This window comes from Polynucleobacter sp. MWH-UH25E (genome assembly GCF_018687095.1).
GTDB lineage: Bacteria > Pseudomonadota > Gammaproteobacteria > Burkholderiales > Burkholderiaceae > Polynucleobacter.
Genome location: NZ_CP061286.1, coordinates 1,725,816 through 1,741,078, shown reverse-complemented (window position 1 = coordinate 1,741,078; position 15,263 = coordinate 1,725,816). Strand labels below are relative to the sequence as shown.

The window sequence follows — 15,263 nt, the reverse complement described above, 5'->3', positions numbered from 1 at the left end:
TACGTTTATCGATTTAGTACGTGATAAATGATAGGGATAGTAACGGCGCTGATAACACCGTTCATTCCCATTGCTAGGCTGGCGTAGGTTCCTGCCTCGGGATGGATGCTAAAAGCGCGTGATGTGCCAATCCCATGCGCGCCAATACCAATCGCAAAACCTCTTTGCCACCAAGCCTTCATTCCAAGGGCATTCAAAACAAATGGCGCCAAGATTGCACCCAATATTCCTGTGCTAACTGCAAAGATGGCGGTTAGTGTTGGCGATACATTAATGCGTTCTGCGATACCCATGGCAATCGGAGCAGTTACTGATTTAGGGTACATAGCTCCAGTGATGCTGCTATCAGCACCTAGGAGAGTGGCAATGCCTACCGCACTCACAATAGACACCAAGCCACCCGTGCATAGCGAAACTAACAGGGGAATAGAGCGGCCTTTGAGACTATTGAGTCCTCGGTAGATCGGGATTGCAAGTGATACTGTTGCCGAGCCTAATAAGAAGTGAATAAATTGTGCGCCCTCAAAATAAGTTGAGTAGGGCATGTCAATCAATTGAATTGTGCTGGCAACTATCAAAATCGCAATTGCCACAGGATTGGCTAGCGGATTTTGTTTTGAGTGCTTATAGATAGTCAGGCCAATCTGATAAGCCGCCAAGGTGATAAAGAGCGCGAATAATGGGCTACCAGATAGGTATACCCAAATTTCAACGATGGAATGTTTTTCACTCATCGCTTGCTTTCTTGCTTAGAAGGCGAACCACAAAAGCGCTTGAGCTAATGGTGAGAATGACACTTCCAACTAAAGCTGTAATGATGGCAAAGGCATTTGCTTTGAGTTGCGGCAGGAATAAAACCACTCCAACAGCTGCTGGCACAAATAAAAGCCCAAGATACTGGCTAAAGGTGTCAGCGACTGTTGCCAGCTCCGCATTGATACCTTTGCGAATGACTAGCCAAATAACCAATAGAACTAGCCCAATAACTGGACCTGGGAGGGCGGGGAGCAGGAACTTGGAGACTAGTTCGCCTAGGCTTTGAAAGAGGAGGATTTGAACTAAGCCAAAAATCATGAATTGATCTTACAGGCTAGATTTATGTTGCATAGCAATAATTTAATTCTTGTTTAAGATATCTACATAAATACCTAGGGGTTTATGCCCCTATTTACTAAAACGAATACAAAAAGAGACTAATAGGAGACCGTAATGGCCGAGTTAAATGTCAATGGCAAAAAATATAAAGTGGACGTTGATCCGGATACCCCCTTGTTATGGGTAATCCGCGAGCAAATTGGCTTAACTGGAACTAAATACGGTTGTGGTGTTGGCCAATGTGGTGCTTGCACAGTCTTGTTTGAGGGGCAGGCTTTACGCAGTTGTTCTTTACCAGTTGCTGCAGCAGAAGGTAAAAAAATTGAAACGATTGAGAGTTTAGAGAAGAGTGGTCAGCTTTCTAAAGTGCAAAAGGCATGGGTTGACAATCAAGTACCTCAGTGTGGCTACTGCCAATCTGGCATGGTGATGGCAACCACTGCATTGCTTCGCAACAATCCAAAACCAACTGATGCTCAGATTGATGAGTCCATCACCAATATCTGCCGTTGTGGCACATTCCAACAAGTGCGTGCAGCTATTCATGCTGCTAGCAAGGCTTAAGGAGGTAATCATGACAAATGCAATTAATACTTCCCGCCGCCAGTTTGTAGTTGGTTCTAGCGCCATTGCTACAGGCTTAGCAATCGGTTTTGATTTGAGCTTTATGTCCAGTGCCAATGCTGCAATGGGCACAGGTACTACCTCTATGGCACCTTTAGCTACTCCAGAGATTGGTGTATGGGTAGTCGTGAAGCCAAATGATGATGTTGTTGTTCGTATCGTTCGCTCAGAAATGGGTCAAGGCACGATTACTGGCTTGGCACAGATGGTTGCCGAAGAGTTAGAGTGCGACTGGAAAAAAGTCAATTATGAATATCCAAGCCCGGCAGAAAGCTTAAAGCGTAAAGCGGTATGGGGTAGCTACTCAACCGGCGGTAGCCGTGGTATTCGTACTTCAGAGCAATATGTTCGTAAGGGCGGTGCAGCTGCCCGCATGATGTTGATTCAGGCGGCAGCAAATCAATGGAATGTGCCCGCTTCAGAGTGCGTTGCCGCTAATAGCGTGATCACCCACACTCCATCAGGACGCAAAACAACGTTTGGAAAAGTTTCTGTAGCGGCATCTCAGTTGCCAGTACCAACGGAAGTTCCACTGAAGGATCCAAAAGGGTGGAAGCTGATTGGTAAGCCAGTAGATCGTATTGATGGCGTATCTGATAAGGTGACAGGCCGTCAGATTTATGCCATTGACCTCAAAATGCCTGGCATGCTCGTTGCCAATATTAAGGAGTGTCCAGTATTCGGCGGTAAAGTAAAGAGTTATGACGCCGCTAAAGCTCAGAGCATGAAGGGTGTTAAGAAAGTTGTTCAAGTTGGCGATTCAGCAGTTGCTGTGGTTGCTGATACTTTCTGGCAAGCTAAGACTGCTTTGGACCAAGTTAACATCGTTTGGGATAACGGTGCGAATGGTGATGTTTCAAGCGCTTCAATTAAGAAGATGCTTGAGGATGGCCTGAATGCAGATGATGCATTTGTTCACAACACTAATGGCGATGTTAAGTCTGCTCTCTCAAGCGCATCCAAGAAGGTAGAGGCTACTTACTTCTACCCATTCTTAAATCATGCAACGCTTGAGCCACAAACAGCTACAGCAAAATGGACTCCAGATTCTTGCGAAGCATGGGTTCCTACCCAAGACGGTGAGGCATCTTTAGCGGCGGTGATTGCTGCTTCTGGTTTGCCTGCCGAGAAGTGCAATGTCTATAAAGTAAACCTTGGCGGCGGCTTTGGTCGTCGTGGCGCCTTCCAGGATTACACCACCCAGGCGGTGAATATTGCCAAGCAAATGCCTGGTACACCGATTAAGTTGATCTGGACCCGTGAAGAGGATATGACGCAAGGTCGTTACCATCCGGTGATGATGTGCAAAATGACTGCAGCAATCGATGATAAGAAAAATGTCACTGGTTTGAATATGCGCTTATCAGGCCAATCTATTTTGGCTGCCGTGCGCCCAGCAGTTGTAGCAGCAAATAAAGGTAAAGATCCATTGACATTCCAAGGTCTTGAGCCAAGCGGTGAGCATGGCATTACCTACAGCTTCCCTAACTTGACGATTGATCATGCCATGCGTAACACCCATGTGCCACCAGGATTCTGGCGCGGTGTTAACGTTAACCAAAATGCCATTTTCATTGAGACATTCATGGATGAATTGGCAGAAGCAACTGGTATGGATGCGGTGGAGTTCCGTCGCAAGCATATGCAAGAGTTCCCAAGAGCGGTAGCGGTATTAAATGCAGTTGCTGATGGTATTGGCTGGACTAAGCCTGCAGCGCCCGGTTTTTATCGCGGTGTTGCGCAGATGCGCTCATTTGGTAGCTACGTTGCAGCAGCTTGTGAGCTTTCGGTGACAAATGGTAACGAGGTGAAGATTCATCGCATTGTTGCTGCAACTGATCCTGGTTATGTAGTTAACCCAGCGCAAGTTAATCGTCAGGTATCAGGCTCTTTCGTGTACGGCCTATCCGCACTCTTTGAGGAGGAGATTACGCTTGAGAAGGGCGCGGTCGTACAGAAGAACTTCGATACCTTTAATTCGATTCGACTTGCGCAAATGCCAAAAGTAGAAACTATCATCATCCAAGGTGGTGGTAAGGACTGGGGTGGCGTTGGTGAGCCAACAATTGCAGTTGCAGCACCTGCGGTGCTCAATGCAATCTATCGCGCTACTGGCAAGCGTTACCGCACAGTCCCTCTGAAAAATAGCGGCATCAAGCTCGTTTAATTCAGAGAAGTGCAGTAGATGAGCAAGAAGGGCGTTCTAGCGATCATATTGCTAGGCGCCCTTAGTTTTTCTGGAGCATTTGCCCAAGAAATGGTGGCGGGTCAAATTGAAAAGCCCCTTACCGTAATCCCAGGAGATCCACAACATGGTCGTGCGATTGTTTTGAGTCGTCAAACAGGCCTGTGTATTCTTTGTCATAGCGGACCATTTCCAGAAGAACGCTTTCAGGGTAATTTGGCTCCGGATCTAGCTAGTAGCGTTGCCTCTTTGACCGCGCCTCAGCTGCGTGCCAGAATCGTTTATGCAAGTTATTTCAATCCCAATACCATCATGCCTTCTTATTACCGTACAGATCATTTAAATCGTGTGGCAAGTAAGTTTGCAGGCCAAACGATTTTGACTGCGCAAGAAATCGAGGATGTTGTTGCGTTTTTGCTAACCCTGCAGAACGGGAATCAAAAGCCAAAAATAACAAGCAACTAAACAATAAACAAAATACACTTATTGAGTTATGAAGATGCAATCAAGTCGCCGCCATTGGTTAAAAAGAATTCAAAGTCTCAGTATTTTGGCTTTGGGTGCTTGGTTTAGCCCCTTAACTGTATTGGCCAAAAAAGAAGATGCAACAAAAGCTATACAAGAAATCACGGGTGGTAAGCCTATTATTGACGGCAAGGTGAAGCTGGTTATTCCACCGCTTGTAGAAAACGGAAACTTAGTGGTACTCAAGCTGAGTGTGGATAGCCCAATGACTGCGAATAATTATGTTAAATCCGTTCACGTCATTGCAGAGGGCAACCCTTTGCCAAATATATTCACAGTGCACTTAACACCACGATCTGGAACCGCCAATATTACGACTCGTGTACGTTTGGCAGACAGTCAAACAGTATGGGCAATTGCGCAAATGAGTGATGGCACTTTCTATCAAGGTTCTGCCGAAACTTTGGTAACACTCTCAGCCTGTACAGAGCTTGTGTGAGGACACGATAATGAGTAAAACATCACGTACCTCAATCACCATGCCAAGCACAGCAAAGCAGGGTTCGATTATTGAGATTCGCGCAATTGCGCAGCATGATATGGAGTCAGGTTTTCGGTATACCGAAGGCGGTAAATTGATTCCTCGCGATATTATTCGTGAATTCACCTGCACCTATAACAATGTAGAAGTCTTTAGGGCTGATTTTTATCCAGGTACTGGCGCCAACCCATTAATTATTTTCACTACCATTGCTACAGAAACCGGTAACCTGGAATTTAGATGGGTTGGCGATGATGGCTATGAAGCAATTAACCAAGCCCACATAACGGTTTCATGAGCACTTCAAAAGCTTGGGCTTTTGTATTGGGCCTTTTATATTTATTTGCTTCTACTGTCAGTGGTGCAACGGATCTCAGTAAATTAAAACCTCAGTCAAGTTATGAACTCATGTCGGCTGAGAACAAAGCTATGCAAGACGATGCAAGCTTAAATCCAGCGATGTTTTGGGTGGGTGATGGTGAGACCCTGTGGAATAAGCCCTCTGAACAAAATGGAAAATCATGTGCCAGCTGTCATGGCGAGGCGAAAAAGTCGATGCGTGGAGTGGCCGTTGTATTCCCCAAAATCATTAAAGGGAAATTGCTAACCCTTGAGGGACAAATCAATCAATGTAGAACTCAGGCTCAAGCCTCAACAGCTCTTGCTTACGAGAGTAAAGATCTTCTTGCTCTGACCGCGTTTGTTGCCTATCAATCAAAAGGTTTGCCTATTGCCGTTCGCGAGACCCCTGAAAATAAAAGCGCCATGCAAAAAGGTCGCAAAAATTTTTACGAACGAATGGGGCAGCTCAATTTATCTTGCGCACAGTGTCATGAAGAGCGAGCAGGACTTAAATTGGGCGGTGCAGTCATTCCACAAGGGCATCCCAATGCCTATCCAATCTACCGCTTGGAGTGGCAAACTTTGGGTTCTTTACAGCGTCGTTTGCGTAACTGCATGAGTGGCGTTAGAGCTCAGCAATTTGATTACGGCTCCCCTGAAATGGCGCAACTTGAATTATTTCTTGCTGCCCGTGCTCGAGGACTTCCCCTGGAGTCTCCAGGGGTAAGGCCTTAATGAAAGCAAAAAACTAATTAGTCAGAGCCAATTAATCAGAGTTAATTAGTCAGAAAACACGACTGAGGTTGCGCCGTTAATTAATACGCGGTCGTGCAAGTAATAGCGCAGAGCGCGTGAGAGAACAGTACGCTCTAGGTCGCGACCTTTGCGTACGAGATCTTCTGGGGTATCGCCGTGTGTAACACGAGTGACGTCTTGTTCAATGATTGGGCCTTCATCTAAATCGCTTGTAACAAAGTGCGCAGTTGCACCAATCAATTTAATGCCGCGAGCGTGCGCTTGATGGTATGGCTTAGCCCCCTTAAAGCTAGGCAGGAATGAGTGGTGTACGTTAATGCAACGTCCCGATAATTTGGTAGATAAATCATCAGAGAGAATTTGCATATAGCGCGCCAAAATCACCATATCAACCTTAGATTCGGCAATGATGTCCAAGAGTTTTGATTCTTGTGCAGGCTTGGTCTCCGGGGTCACTGGTAAGTGATAGAAGGGGATATCAGCAAAATCAATGCTGGCATAAACATCACGTGGATGATTAGAAACAATTCCACAGATAATCATCGGTAGTTCACCAATACGCCAGCGATAGAGAAGATCGACCAAGCAGTGATCTAATTTAGAAGCCATGATGAGTACGCGTTTGAGATCTTTTACTGCGCGCAAATTCCAAGTGAGCTCAAAACGTTTTGCGATTTCAGTAAAACCAGATCGCAAAGTGTTGCCATCGGTAGGGCAGCTAAAGCTAACGCGCATGAAAAAGCGTTTTGAAGCCTTGTCATCAAACTGTTGTGCCTCCTCAATATCCCCACCAGCTTGAAAAATATAAGTGGATACAGCAGCCACAATTCCAGGTTTGTTTGGGCAGGTCAGCATGAGGTAATAGTTTTCAGTTGTCATCTTCAGAAGCGTAAATAGTGCTGGTAAACCCTGATTTTAGCCTTTACTAGTCGGTAATGACTAAATTCAAAGTAATTATTTCTTGATAGGGTCTTTGGGTGGATCGGCTGGGCCAGTGAGTGGCGAGCTCTTATCGATAACTCTAGGGACGGGTATTTCTTCGCAGATGGGTTTGGGGCCAACGATATTGGTAAAGCTGCATTCCTTTTTGGTAGCCGCAGATGCTACATGCTCTAAAGGTGATTTACCCGTAGTAACGGTTGATGCCACACTGGTTGCGGTAACGGGGTTAGCTACTGCAACAGCAGCAACGCTGGTGCCAGCCGAGCTAGCTGCAGCCGTGCTGCTGGCACCAATTGCCGCAAGAGGAGCGGCACAACCTTGTAGATAAATTGTGCTGGCTATAGAAACTAAAAGCGAGGCAATCCAAAGCGCCCGCATAGATTAAATCGAGCTTACTTCGCTACTTTGCAGACAGTATTAAAAACACCAGCAGTCCAGCTTTCGCTCACTACAGGCTCATACTTGCTGTCAGGAGTATTGTTTTCTGAAACGACCTTGCCTGCCCCTTTGTTTCCTGAAAATTCTTTATAGGCTATTGGGCGGTAGCTCACTGATGGGCAGTCAAATTCATTTAGTCCAATGATGGAGTTAACAGGCTCTTTATTGTTTGGATTGGTTCCTGGTTTCTTAAAGTCGAGCATAGAAAAGATTTGGGCTTTCTCACCTTGCGTTTGAACGGTATCTAGATCGACGTAAACAGTCATGACTGCATTGGAGCCGAGTTCTTTCCAGGCCGCATTAGCAACGCCTTGTGTGGCAACAAAAAGCGTTGAAGCAGTCAGCGTAGCAAGAAGAATCTTTTTCATGAAGTACCTTATTAATGAATGATGTAGCTAAGGATTAAGCTTGAAGATTATTTTATACGGCTACAGCAACTTTGCCATATCGGGGCCTATTTATTGCTTAATTCCAGGGTGTGGGTCATCTTCTCAGGCTTCATTTGTAAGGGGAGGTACTCATTTTTAGCCCAAAGCGAACTCATATTTCGGTACCAAGGGCTCTGGACCCAACCTGATTGACCCGCTTGATAAATAAAGAGGGATTTTTCAAGATCGGATAAGTCATAAATCGTGCGAAGACTAGGGGCTTGTAATGTTTCAAATGGATTTTGGGAATTATTGAGCTCAAGTCGACCCACATTGACTGAAAAGCTATCACCCGGAAATGGTGTGGTGATATTAAAGAACTTGCCAAGCACGGGAACCTTGCTTAAGGGGCGATGCTCTGAAATGGCAAGATGCGCCTTACCCCATGACCATGATTTTGGATCATTACCATATTGATCGCTTAAGTACTCTAGTGCGCGATCAAAGGCGATATTGGAAGACTCGGCACAGGTTTCAACAGCAGGAGTGCTTGGTATGTCGCACCATGGGCTATTGGGATTCTGGAGGATCGAAATCAGTGGAAAGCGATAGTTCCGTGCTCCATAGTTTTCAAAAAACAAATAGCTTAGTCTGGAGAACACATTGCGAGTAAGTTGATCGGCCCAGGCATTAAAGATTAATGCGCTCGGACTATCAATGCTCATATTGCCATCAAAGTTTTTAGTGAGCTCAAGTGCTTTTGCGCCCAGGGCATGTTTTGGTTGGGAAGACTTGAATAAATCGAGAAGCGGGGTGGCGCCTAATGAGAGCGTATCACCCTGCATCTTCTTTACATATTGCGTATCGTGAGTGCTTCGCTCCTTAATCATTTGCACAATACGGTCATATCGGGTTGGTACATCCCAATCAGCCGTGAGTGGATTGGGATTATTGGAGGCGATGATTTGTTGGTTTGCAGTTGCAATCCAGCCTTGCTCCGGATTATTGCTAGCTGGTAATTGATCAAAGGGTAGATAGCCATTCCAGTCATACTGCTTATCCCAGCCAGGGGCTGGGGCAACACCATAGAGTCCCTGATGAAGCGTCCGTTTTGGCGCAACACCTGCAGCTTGATAGGAGATATTTCCTTCTGTATCTGCCATGACAACGTTTTGCATCGGCGCATAGTTTTTATGCAATGCCGCCTTAAATGAATCAAGGTCCTTGGCTCGATTCATCTCAAGTAGGCCAGCGACAGATTGGTTTTCAGTATCCAAAGCAGTCCAACGTAGAGCAAGCGCATAACGTTTGGTATCAATCGCACGTTGTACACGAGCATAAGAATCTGAAATCACCGGACCATGGCGTGTTTCTTTAACAATAAATGTTAGCGGAGTTGATCCCTTGATATCAATAATTTCTTGGCGAACTGTAAATGGCAACATCCCATTTGGGCCGCGATACATTCCTGGATTATTTGGATCTAATTGTTCTAGGTAAGTATCTTGAACATCAGGATTGGTGTTCGTAAAGCTCCATGCGTATTTTTCAGTTCTACCTAAAACTATCGCTGGAATACCGGGAAGCGTGCCGCCGATAACATTTAATCCTGGCGCATCTAAATGGGCAAAGTACCAAACCGCAGGTGCAGACAAACCAAGATGTGGGTCATTTGCCAATAATGGCTTACCAGTATCGGTAAGCTTGCCGCTCAAAACCCAATTATTTGAACCAATTCCATCTTTGCCGCCAGGTAAGTCATTTGTACTTAGTTCGGTAGAGGGTAGTTTCTTGGATTTATGATTTTCCCCCTTGGGATTTGTATTAAATACGTTCAGCTCATGGTACATCTTGGCAAAGTCCATATTGCTGACTGGTTCGTTGTGAGAATAGGGCTGGATTACTTCCCAAACTTCTTTTGTGCTTAGGTATTGCGAAAGCTCAAGTCGTTGCAATTCTTTCTGCCAGTTACCGCCTAAGTCATACGCCATCATCAACATCCAGGCAACACTATCGGTAGGTGACCAGTGTCCTGGTTTAGAGCCAGTTAAAAAATATTCCACTGGAAGCGCCCATCCCAAGTTCGCATTACCAGCATTGACACCATCGGCATAAGCTTGAAGCAATCTTTTTGCGGCAACGGGATATTTATCAAACTGCTTTTCTGCTGCGCGTTTTACACCTAAAGTTCTAATGAAACGGTCGATGCTCACCGTGTCTTGACCTAGGATTTCCGATAGTCGTCCGCTAGCGATGCGACGATTCATTTCTAGCTGCCAAGAGCGCTCAGTTGCATGAAGGTAGCCTAATGCAAATAGGGCATCAGATTGGCTTTTTGCTTGGATATGCGGGATGCCAGTTTCATCAAAAGAGATAACAACAGAATCACCTAGGCTTTTGATTGTTCTTTTGCCGGAGGGGTTAGATTGGGCTGAGTACAGATAAGCAATAACAACTGCCAGTACGATTAATACAGAGCCCCCAGCAACCCAACGAAGCGGTCGCAAGAGTTTGTAAATGCCGGCAATCTCGCCCCGAGAATTCATATAAATATTGTAATGATTTAGGTCAACCCACCTTTGGATTTTAAGTCCGAAGGACTATTAAAGTCTGTTTTTAGCCTACATGCTAAAATTCACCCTGTCTTGATTTACATGCGCGGCAGTTATTGCTTGTGCGAGCCCGGGTGGTGAAATCGGTAGACACACAGGATTTAAAATCCTGCGACCTAAACAGTCGTGCCGGTTCGATTCCGGCCCCGGGCACCAAACTCATTCCTCGTATTCATTTCTTATGAATTTGTCCAAAATCCTTTTCTGTCTTTGCCTGTCTTCAATTCCTGTATTAGCGTGGTCGATTGATGTGATGGAGTTTCATTGCTCAAGAAAAGAAAAGGATTACACGGAGGAGTACGACATGAAAATTACCTTGGCATCTGGAAACCAGAAAGCCAAGGTGTATCTAGATGATCGTGATTTAGATCAGTCTGATGAATTCGGAAAGCAGGTGGTCAAGAGTGTAACTATGGCGCGTCCCAACATTGTGATTTTGATTGAGGCGAGTTTTGAGCCAGAAAAAATAATGGATGTTGCTTATTCTGCTGGAACGGTAGCAACGCAAATCACACTAGACCCCATTACAGGCAAGCTCAAAAAAGTAGAAAAGATTCAGGGTGGAATTTTGGGTGCCACAATTGGTAATGGCACACATGTGAGCGAAGAGAGTTGCGCGTTAACGAAGATGCCTTACAGAGTCACTAGTAAATAAGACGCACCAGGCCCAGACCTAGCTTCTAAGGGGTCTAGTTAGGCTCTGTAACAAATCCCAGTTTCGTCAAGCCTGCACGGCGAGATGCGGCAAGCACTTGCGCCACATACTCGTATTTCACAGCCTTATCGGCGCGTAAATTTATCTCTGGTTGAGGATCTTTTTGAGCTGCTTTTTCTGCATAGCCATCAAAGGTCTTGAGATCAATCTGAGTGCTATTCCAAAAGATTTGACCTTTGGCATCAATCGTCAGTTGGACTGACTCAGGCTTTACTTCATTGCGCACGCTATTGGCTTTAGGTAATTCAACTTTCACGGCTTGTTGAATAACAGGTAGGGTGATGATGAAAATAATCAGCAGCACCAACATGACATCCACCATTGGCGTCATGTTGATTTCCGCCATGATGGCGTCATCGTTTTGATCGTCTTGCAAATGAAACGCCATACTTATTCTCCGGAATTCACACGGGCACCAGTGACAAAATAGGCTAACAAATCATTGCCAAAGCGATTGAGATCGGCAACAAACAATTTGTTTGCGCGATTAATAGCGTTAAATCCCAATACCGCAGGAATTGCTACGGCAAGACCTAAGGCGGTCATGATCAAGGCTTCACCAATTGGGCCTGCAACTTGATCGATTTGAGCGCTACCAGAGCTACTAATCGAAATCAGCGCATGGTAGATGCCCCATACAGTGCCAAATAAGCCGATAAACGGTGCAGTCGCGCCAGTTGAGCCCAAAAAGGTTAGACCCTTCTGTAGAGTTGCGGCTACGCCATCAATGCTGTTCTTAATGCTTCTTGCCATCCACTCTGAATAGTTCAAGGTTTGAAGTAATTCACGATGATTGCTCGATTGGCCTTGGTGGTGCACTGAAGCGCTGCTCGCAGATTTGGCAATCTGATAGTAGGGATTGCTAGTCGGTGTGCTAAAGGATTGCAAGCCTTGCTCAAATGAGTTTGCGTGCCAAAATTGATCGAGCTCAGGCTTGAGTTTGCGAAGGTTGCGTAATTCCCAAAGGCGAGTGAGCAAAATAACCCAAGTAATGATTGAGCATGCTAGTAGGGCAATTGCCACAAAGCGGGTGATGCCGTCGCCTTCAAGCCAGAGATTCGCAATTCCAAAAGGTGTATTCATAGCGCTTAATTCTTGAGGTTAAATTTAATTAAAAGATTTGTTGAAATTCGTTGGGGTGAGCCATTGACTAAAAAAGGTTTAAAGCGGTAACGCCGGCCGATATCAGTAGCAGCGCGATCGAGTCTAGGAAAGGAGCTTGATTGCAATAAGGCAACATCTTCAACTTCACCCGTTTCAGAAATAATTAAACGCACTACTGCCGTTCCTTGCTCCCCAGATCTCTTGGAGAACGAAGGGTAATATCCATCAGCATCAGGCTGGAACACGACGACCAGTTTACCAATGTCCGTCTGTATTGGGGTGCCACTTGCTCCACCAGAAGTCGCTGGTGCTACAGCGGCATTTTGCATCTGACTTTGAGAAGATGATTCATTCTTTTGTGTAGGGGTATTTTGAGTTTGTGCTGGTGTTGGCTTTTGAGAAGACTTTTCTTCCGCCGTTTTCTTTTTTGGTTCTACTTTGGGCTTTGGCGGTGGCGCAGGTGGTTGTTGGCTTTTGCTTGAATCTGTATCTGGGCTAACTAGATTGGCCATGACTCGCTCATCATCTACGTGAGTTGGCTTAGATGACCAGTTTAAGAATTCAAAGGCAGGCAAAGCGTGCAATAAAAGCACGATTCCAATAATGATGCGTTCACTTTTGGTGAATGGTAGTCGTTCATCCATCCTTTGCCAAAATGTACTCATAATGCCGATCCCAATTGCGCTGTACTAATGCGATGGTTCTTGAGATCGGTGTGCATTAAATCTTGCGCCATCTTCAAAAGCGCTTGCTCATCTTTGCTGCTAAAAAAATGTACGGCACCATATTCTGAGGAATCGCTATCGGCGAAATCTCCTTGATTGAGCGCAAGCGTCTCTAATTGCCGCTTTAATTGCTTTACTACTGCTTCACTGGTATCGATGAGAGTAATTTTTTCGCCAAGTAGTTTGCGAATGGCTTTGCGTAAAAACGGGTAGTGAGTGCAGCCTAAGACAATCGTGTCGGAGCCTGCCGCCTGAATGGGCTCTAAATGCTTAGCAAGTAACTCTAGAGTTTCACCATCGTTAGCTTTGCCTGCCTCAATTAGCGGCACTAGTCCTGCGCCAGCTTGTTTAATAAATTGACAATGATTGGGTAATGTTGAGAGTAGGGCATTGAACTTGTCGCTATTTAAAGTCGCTTCAGTGGCTAATACTCCAACGATGCCGTTTGCCGATTGCATGGCAGCAGGCTTAATGCCTGGCTCAACGCCCACAATGGGAATTGGGATTGCTGCGCGAATATCTTTAATTGCTTCTGCGGTAGCAGTGTTGCAAGCAACCACGATGGCATCGCAGCCAGCTTGAGCGAGATACTTGCAAAGGCTTAGGCTACGATCCGCAATCCAATCAGGAGATTTTTCACCATAAGGCGCATTTGCTGAATCAGCCAAATAGATGTAGTCGTGTTGTGGAAGCTGGCGTAGCGCCTCATCCAAAATGGATAAGCCACCAACGCCAGAATCAAAAACGCCTATTAACGACAATTCAGTGTCAACTCAGTACCAAGTTAAAACTAATCAGCAAAAATGGATTAAGCAATCTTGACGGGAATTCCGCCAATTTTTGCTTGCCATTCTTTTGGACCAGTCTCATGCATAGAGATGCCTTCTGAATTCACGGCAACGGTTACTGGCATATCTTTGACTTCAAATTCATAGATTGCTTCCATGCCAAGATCTGCAAAGCCAACCACTTTAGAGGTCTGGATTGCTTTAGAAACGAGGTAAGCAGCGCCACCAACTGCCATGAGGTAGGCGGACTTATGTTTCTTAATCGCTTCAATAGCCACGGGACCACGTTCTGCTTTACCAATCATGGAGATTAGGCCAGTTTTAGCCAACATCATTTCGGTGAACTTATCCATGCGAGTGGAAGTAGTGGGGCCTGCTGGACCAACAACCTCATCACGTACTGGATCTACTGGGCCAACGTAGTAGATGACACGGTTTTTGAAGCTTACTGGTAATTCTTCACCCTTCGCGAGCATGTCCTGAATACGTTTATGAGCTGCATCACGACCAGTCAAGATTTTGCCGTTCAGGAGTAATGTCTCCCCTGGTTTCCAGCTAGCGACTTCTTCCGCAGTTAAAGTATCTAAATTGATGCGCTTAGATTTTTGAACGTCTGGTGTCCAAGTCACATCTGGCCAATCAGATAAAGAAGGAGCCTCAAGCTTCGCTGGACCATCACCGTGTAAATGGAAATGCACGTGACGTGTCGCTGCGCAGTTTGGAATCATTGCTACAGGCAATGAGGCTGCGTGAGTTGGGTAATCCAAAATCTTAATATCTAAAACTGTGGCTAAGCCGCCCAAGCCTTGAGCGCCAATACCGAGTTTGTTGACTTTGTCATAGAGTTCTAAACGCAATTCTTCAACGCGGTTTTTAGAACCACGCTCAATCAATTCTTGAATATCTACCGGACCCATTAAAGCTTCCTTAGCCATCAGCATCGCTTTCTCTGGTGTGCCGCCAATACCAATACCAAGAATGCCAGGAGGGCACCAGCCAGCACCCATAGTTGGCACAGTCTTCAGCACCCAATCGACGATCGAGTCAGATGGGTTGAGCATCACCATCTTGGCTTTGTTTTCAGAGCCACCACCTTTGGCTGCGCAAATTACTTCAACATCATCGCCTGGAACAATCTCATAGTGAACAACAGCGGGGGTGTTATCGCCAGTGTTCTTACGTTTACCTGCGGGGTCAGTTAATACAGAAGCGCGCAAGGTGTTGTCAGGATTAAGGTAGGCACGACGCACACCTTCATTCACCATTTCAGTCACGCTCATGGTGGCATCCGCCCATTGAACATTCATACCAATCTTCAGAAAGACCACTGCAATACCAGTATCTTGGCAAAGCGGACGATGGCCTTCAGCGCACATGCGGCTATTGGTCAAAATTTGCGCAATCGCATCCTTGGCTGCTTCACCTTTTTCTAGGGAGTAAGCCTTGCCCATGGCATCAATAAAGTCTTTCGGGTGGTAGTAGGAAATGAACTGGAATGCGTCCGCAACGCTTTGAATGAGGTCGTTTTGTTTAATCTGAGTCATGGTTTTAGGCTTATTTCCA

At 45.7% G+C, this 15,263-nt stretch carries 18 protein-coding genes and 1 tRNA gene; 8 read left to right on the top strand and 11 right to left on the bottom strand.

Annotation, left to right across the window (positions count from 1 at the left end; all coding sequences use genetic code 11):
* Nucleotides 1–5: 5 nt before the first annotated feature.
* Nucleotides 6–734, bottom strand: coding sequence for an LrgB family protein (locus ICV39_RS08950; protein ID WP_215389741.1), 729 nt, complete (start codon nucleotides 732–734; stop codon nucleotides 6–8).
* Nucleotides 727–1,074 (bottom strand): CidA/LrgA family protein, encoded by a 348-nt coding sequence (locus ICV39_RS08945; RefSeq protein ID WP_215389740.1) that lies wholly within the window; start codon nucleotides 1,072–1,074, stop codon nucleotides 727–729. The genes ICV39_RS08950 and ICV39_RS08945 overlap by 8 nt, the downstream gene beginning before the upstream one ends.
* Before the next feature lie 135 nt (nucleotides 1,075–1,209).
* Here ICV39_RS08945 and ICV39_RS08940 point away from each other — a divergent pair, with 135 nt between their 5' ends.
* The 6 genes from ICV39_RS08940 to soxA are packed head-to-tail and all read left to right on the top strand — an operon-like array spanning nucleotide 1,210 to nucleotide 5,987.
* Nucleotides 1,210–1,659, top strand: a complete 450-nt coding sequence (locus ICV39_RS08940; RefSeq protein ID WP_215389739.1) for a (2Fe-2S)-binding protein — start codon at nucleotides 1,210–1,212, stop codon at nucleotides 1,657–1,659.
* A gap of 10 nt (nucleotides 1,660–1,669) precedes the next feature.
* Entirely contained in the window at nucleotides 1,670–3,886 is a 2,217-nt protein-coding gene (locus ICV39_RS08935; RefSeq protein ID WP_215389738.1) for a xanthine dehydrogenase family protein molybdopterin-binding subunit, read from the top strand.
* Nucleotides 3,887–3,904: 18 nt separating this feature from the next.
* The gene (gene soxX / locus ICV39_RS08930) at nucleotides 3,905–4,369 is read left to right on the top strand and encodes a sulfur oxidation c-type cytochrome SoxX (RefSeq protein WP_215389737.1); all 465 of its coding nucleotides are present in this window, start codon (nucleotides 3,905–3,907) and stop codon (nucleotides 4,367–4,369) included.
* A 28-nt stretch (nucleotides 4,370–4,397) separates the two neighbouring features.
* Nucleotides 4,398–4,868, top strand: coding sequence for a SoxY-related AACIE arm protein (locus tag ICV39_RS08925; RefSeq protein ID WP_215389736.1), 471 nt, complete (start codon nucleotides 4,398–4,400; stop codon nucleotides 4,866–4,868).
* A 10-nt stretch (nucleotides 4,869–4,878) separates the two neighbouring features.
* Complete coding sequence (locus tag ICV39_RS08920; protein ID WP_215389735.1) at nucleotides 4,879–5,208, top strand: thiosulfate oxidation carrier complex protein SoxZ; 330 nt, start codon at nucleotides 4,879–4,881, stop codon at nucleotides 5,206–5,208.
* The gene (gene soxA / locus ICV39_RS08915; protein WP_215389734.1) at nucleotides 5,205–5,987 is read left to right on the top strand and encodes a sulfur oxidation c-type cytochrome SoxA; all 783 of its coding nucleotides are present in this window, start codon (nucleotides 5,205–5,207) and stop codon (nucleotides 5,985–5,987) included. Before ICV39_RS08920 ends, soxA begins: the two co-directional genes overlap by 4 nt.
* A 45-nt stretch (nucleotides 5,988–6,032) precedes the next feature.
* On the opposite strand, the gene purU is transcribed toward soxA, so the two are convergent.
* From purU to ICV39_RS08895, 4 genes are all read right to left on the bottom strand, one after another.
* The gene (gene purU, locus ICV39_RS08910; RefSeq protein WP_215389733.1) at nucleotides 6,033–6,887 is read right to left on the bottom strand and encodes a formyltetrahydrofolate deformylase; all 855 of its coding nucleotides are present in this window, start codon (nucleotides 6,885–6,887) and stop codon (nucleotides 6,033–6,035) included.
* A gap of 75 nt (nucleotides 6,888–6,962) precedes the next feature.
* Entirely contained in the window at nucleotides 6,963–7,328 is a 366-nt protein-coding gene (locus tag ICV39_RS08905; protein ID WP_215389732.1) for a hypothetical protein, read from the bottom strand.
* Nucleotides 7,329–7,342: 14 nt separating this feature from the next.
* Nucleotides 7,343–7,756, bottom strand: a complete 414-nt coding sequence (locus ICV39_RS08900) for a surface-adhesin E family protein (RefSeq protein ID WP_215389731.1) — start codon at nucleotides 7,754–7,756, stop codon at nucleotides 7,343–7,345.
* Between the two features lie 86 nt (nucleotides 7,757–7,842).
* Nucleotides 7,843–10,302, bottom strand: a complete 2,460-nt coding sequence (locus ICV39_RS08895) for a penicillin acylase family protein (RefSeq protein ID WP_215389730.1) — start codon at nucleotides 10,300–10,302, stop codon at nucleotides 7,843–7,845.
* A 134-nt stretch (nucleotides 10,303–10,436) separates the two neighbouring features.
* On the opposite strand from ICV39_RS08895, the gene ICV39_RS08890 reads away from it, so the two are divergent.
* A tRNA-Leu gene (locus tag ICV39_RS08890) sits at nucleotides 10,437–10,524 on the top strand.
* Between the two features lie 148 nt (nucleotides 10,525–10,672).
* Nucleotides 10,673–11,023, top strand: a complete 351-nt coding sequence (locus ICV39_RS08885; RefSeq protein WP_251372672.1) for a hypothetical protein — start codon at nucleotides 10,673–10,675, stop codon at nucleotides 11,021–11,023.
* A 34-nt stretch (nucleotides 11,024–11,057) separates the two neighbouring features.
* Here the strand turns inward: ICV39_RS08885 and ICV39_RS08880 are convergent, their stop codons facing one another.
* Genes ICV39_RS08880 through ICV39_RS08860 form a run of 5 tightly spaced genes read right to left on the bottom strand, consistent with a single transcriptional unit; the run spans nucleotide 11,058 to nucleotide 15,244 of the window.
* A complete protein-coding gene (locus tag ICV39_RS08880; RefSeq protein WP_173955595.1) occupies nucleotides 11,058–11,471 on the bottom strand; it encodes a biopolymer transporter ExbD in 414 nt (137 codons plus the stop codon).
* A 2-nt stretch (nucleotides 11,472–11,473) separates the two neighbouring features.
* Nucleotides 11,474–12,166 carry a MotA/TolQ/ExbB proton channel family protein gene (locus tag ICV39_RS08875; RefSeq protein WP_215389729.1) on the bottom strand — a complete coding sequence of 231 codons (693 nt, stop codon included), beginning with the start codon at nucleotides 12,164–12,166 and terminating at the stop codon, nucleotides 11,474–11,476.
* Nucleotides 12,167–12,171: 5 nt separating this feature from the next.
* A complete protein-coding gene (locus ICV39_RS08870; protein ID WP_215389728.1) occupies nucleotides 12,172–12,852 on the bottom strand; it encodes an energy transducer TonB in 681 nt (226 codons plus the stop codon).
* Entirely contained in the window at nucleotides 12,849–13,673 is an 825-nt protein-coding gene (gene murI / locus ICV39_RS08865; protein ID WP_215389727.1) for a glutamate racemase, read from the bottom strand. Before murI ends, ICV39_RS08870 begins: the two co-directional genes overlap by 4 nt.
* Nucleotides 13,674–13,720: 47 nt before the next feature.
* Nucleotides 13,721–15,244, bottom strand: a complete 1,524-nt coding sequence (locus ICV39_RS08860) for a fumarate hydratase (RefSeq protein WP_215389726.1) — start codon at nucleotides 15,242–15,244, stop codon at nucleotides 13,721–13,723.
* Nucleotides 15,245–15,263: the final 19 nt, after the last annotated feature.

What these genes read in the sequence shown, in the direction of transcription:
- ICV39_RS08880 (WP_173955595.1), bottom strand. Translation starts at nt 11,471, where the DNA reads ATGGCGTTTCATTTGCAAGACGATCAAAACGATGACGCCATCATGGCG.
- ICV39_RS08945 (WP_215389740.1), bottom strand. Translation starts at nt 1,074, where the DNA reads ATGATTTTTGGCTTAGTTCAAATCCTCCTCTTTCAAAGCCTAGGCGAA.
- ICV39_RS08875 (WP_215389729.1), bottom strand. Translation starts at nt 12,166, where the DNA reads ATGAATACACCTTTTGGAATTGCGAATCTCTGGCTTGAAGGCGACGGC.
- ICV39_RS08950 (WP_215389741.1), bottom strand. Translation starts at nt 734, where the DNA reads ATGAGTGAAAAACATTCCATCGTTGAAATTTGGGTATACCTATCTGGT.
- purU (WP_215389733.1), bottom strand. Translation starts at nt 6,887, where the DNA reads ATGACAACTGAAAACTATTACCTCATGCTGACCTGCCCAAACAAACCT.
- ICV39_RS08920 (WP_215389735.1), top strand. Translation starts at nt 4,879, where the DNA reads ATGAGTAAAACATCACGTACCTCAATCACCATGCCAAGCACAGCAAAG.
- ICV39_RS08895 (WP_215389730.1), bottom strand. Translation starts at nt 10,302, where the DNA reads ATGAATTCTCGGGGCGAGATTGCCGGCATTTACAAACTCTTGCGACCG.
- ICV39_RS08885 (WP_251372672.1), top strand. Translation starts at nt 10,673, where the DNA reads ATGAAAATTACCTTGGCATCTGGAAACCAGAAAGCCAAGGTGTATCTA.
- ICV39_RS08905 (WP_215389732.1), bottom strand. Translation starts at nt 7,328, where the DNA reads ATGCGGGCGCTTTGGATTGCCTCGCTTTTAGTTTCTATAGCCAGCACA.
- ICV39_RS08900 (WP_215389731.1), bottom strand. Translation starts at nt 7,756, where the DNA reads ATGAAAAAGATTCTTCTTGCTACGCTGACTGCTTCAACGCTTTTTGTT.
- soxX (WP_215389737.1), top strand. Translation starts at nt 3,905, where the DNA reads ATGAGCAAGAAGGGCGTTCTAGCGATCATATTGCTAGGCGCCCTTAGT.
- soxA (WP_215389734.1), top strand. Translation starts at nt 5,205, where the DNA reads ATGAGCACTTCAAAAGCTTGGGCTTTTGTATTGGGCCTTTTATATTTA.
- ICV39_RS08860 (WP_215389726.1), bottom strand. Translation starts at nt 15,244, where the DNA reads ATGACTCAGATTAAACAAAACGACCTCATTCAAAGCGTTGCGGACGCA.
- ICV39_RS08925 (WP_215389736.1), top strand. Translation starts at nt 4,398, where the DNA reads ATGAAGATGCAATCAAGTCGCCGCCATTGGTTAAAAAGAATTCAAAGT.
- ICV39_RS08935 (WP_215389738.1), top strand. Translation starts at nt 1,670, where the DNA reads ATGACAAATGCAATTAATACTTCCCGCCGCCAGTTTGTAGTTGGTTCT.
- ICV39_RS08870 (WP_215389728.1), bottom strand. Translation starts at nt 12,852, where the DNA reads ATGAGTACATTTTGGCAAAGGATGGATGAACGACTACCATTCACCAAA.
- ICV39_RS08940 (WP_215389739.1), top strand. Translation starts at nt 1,210, where the DNA reads ATGGCCGAGTTAAATGTCAATGGCAAAAAATATAAAGTGGACGTTGAT.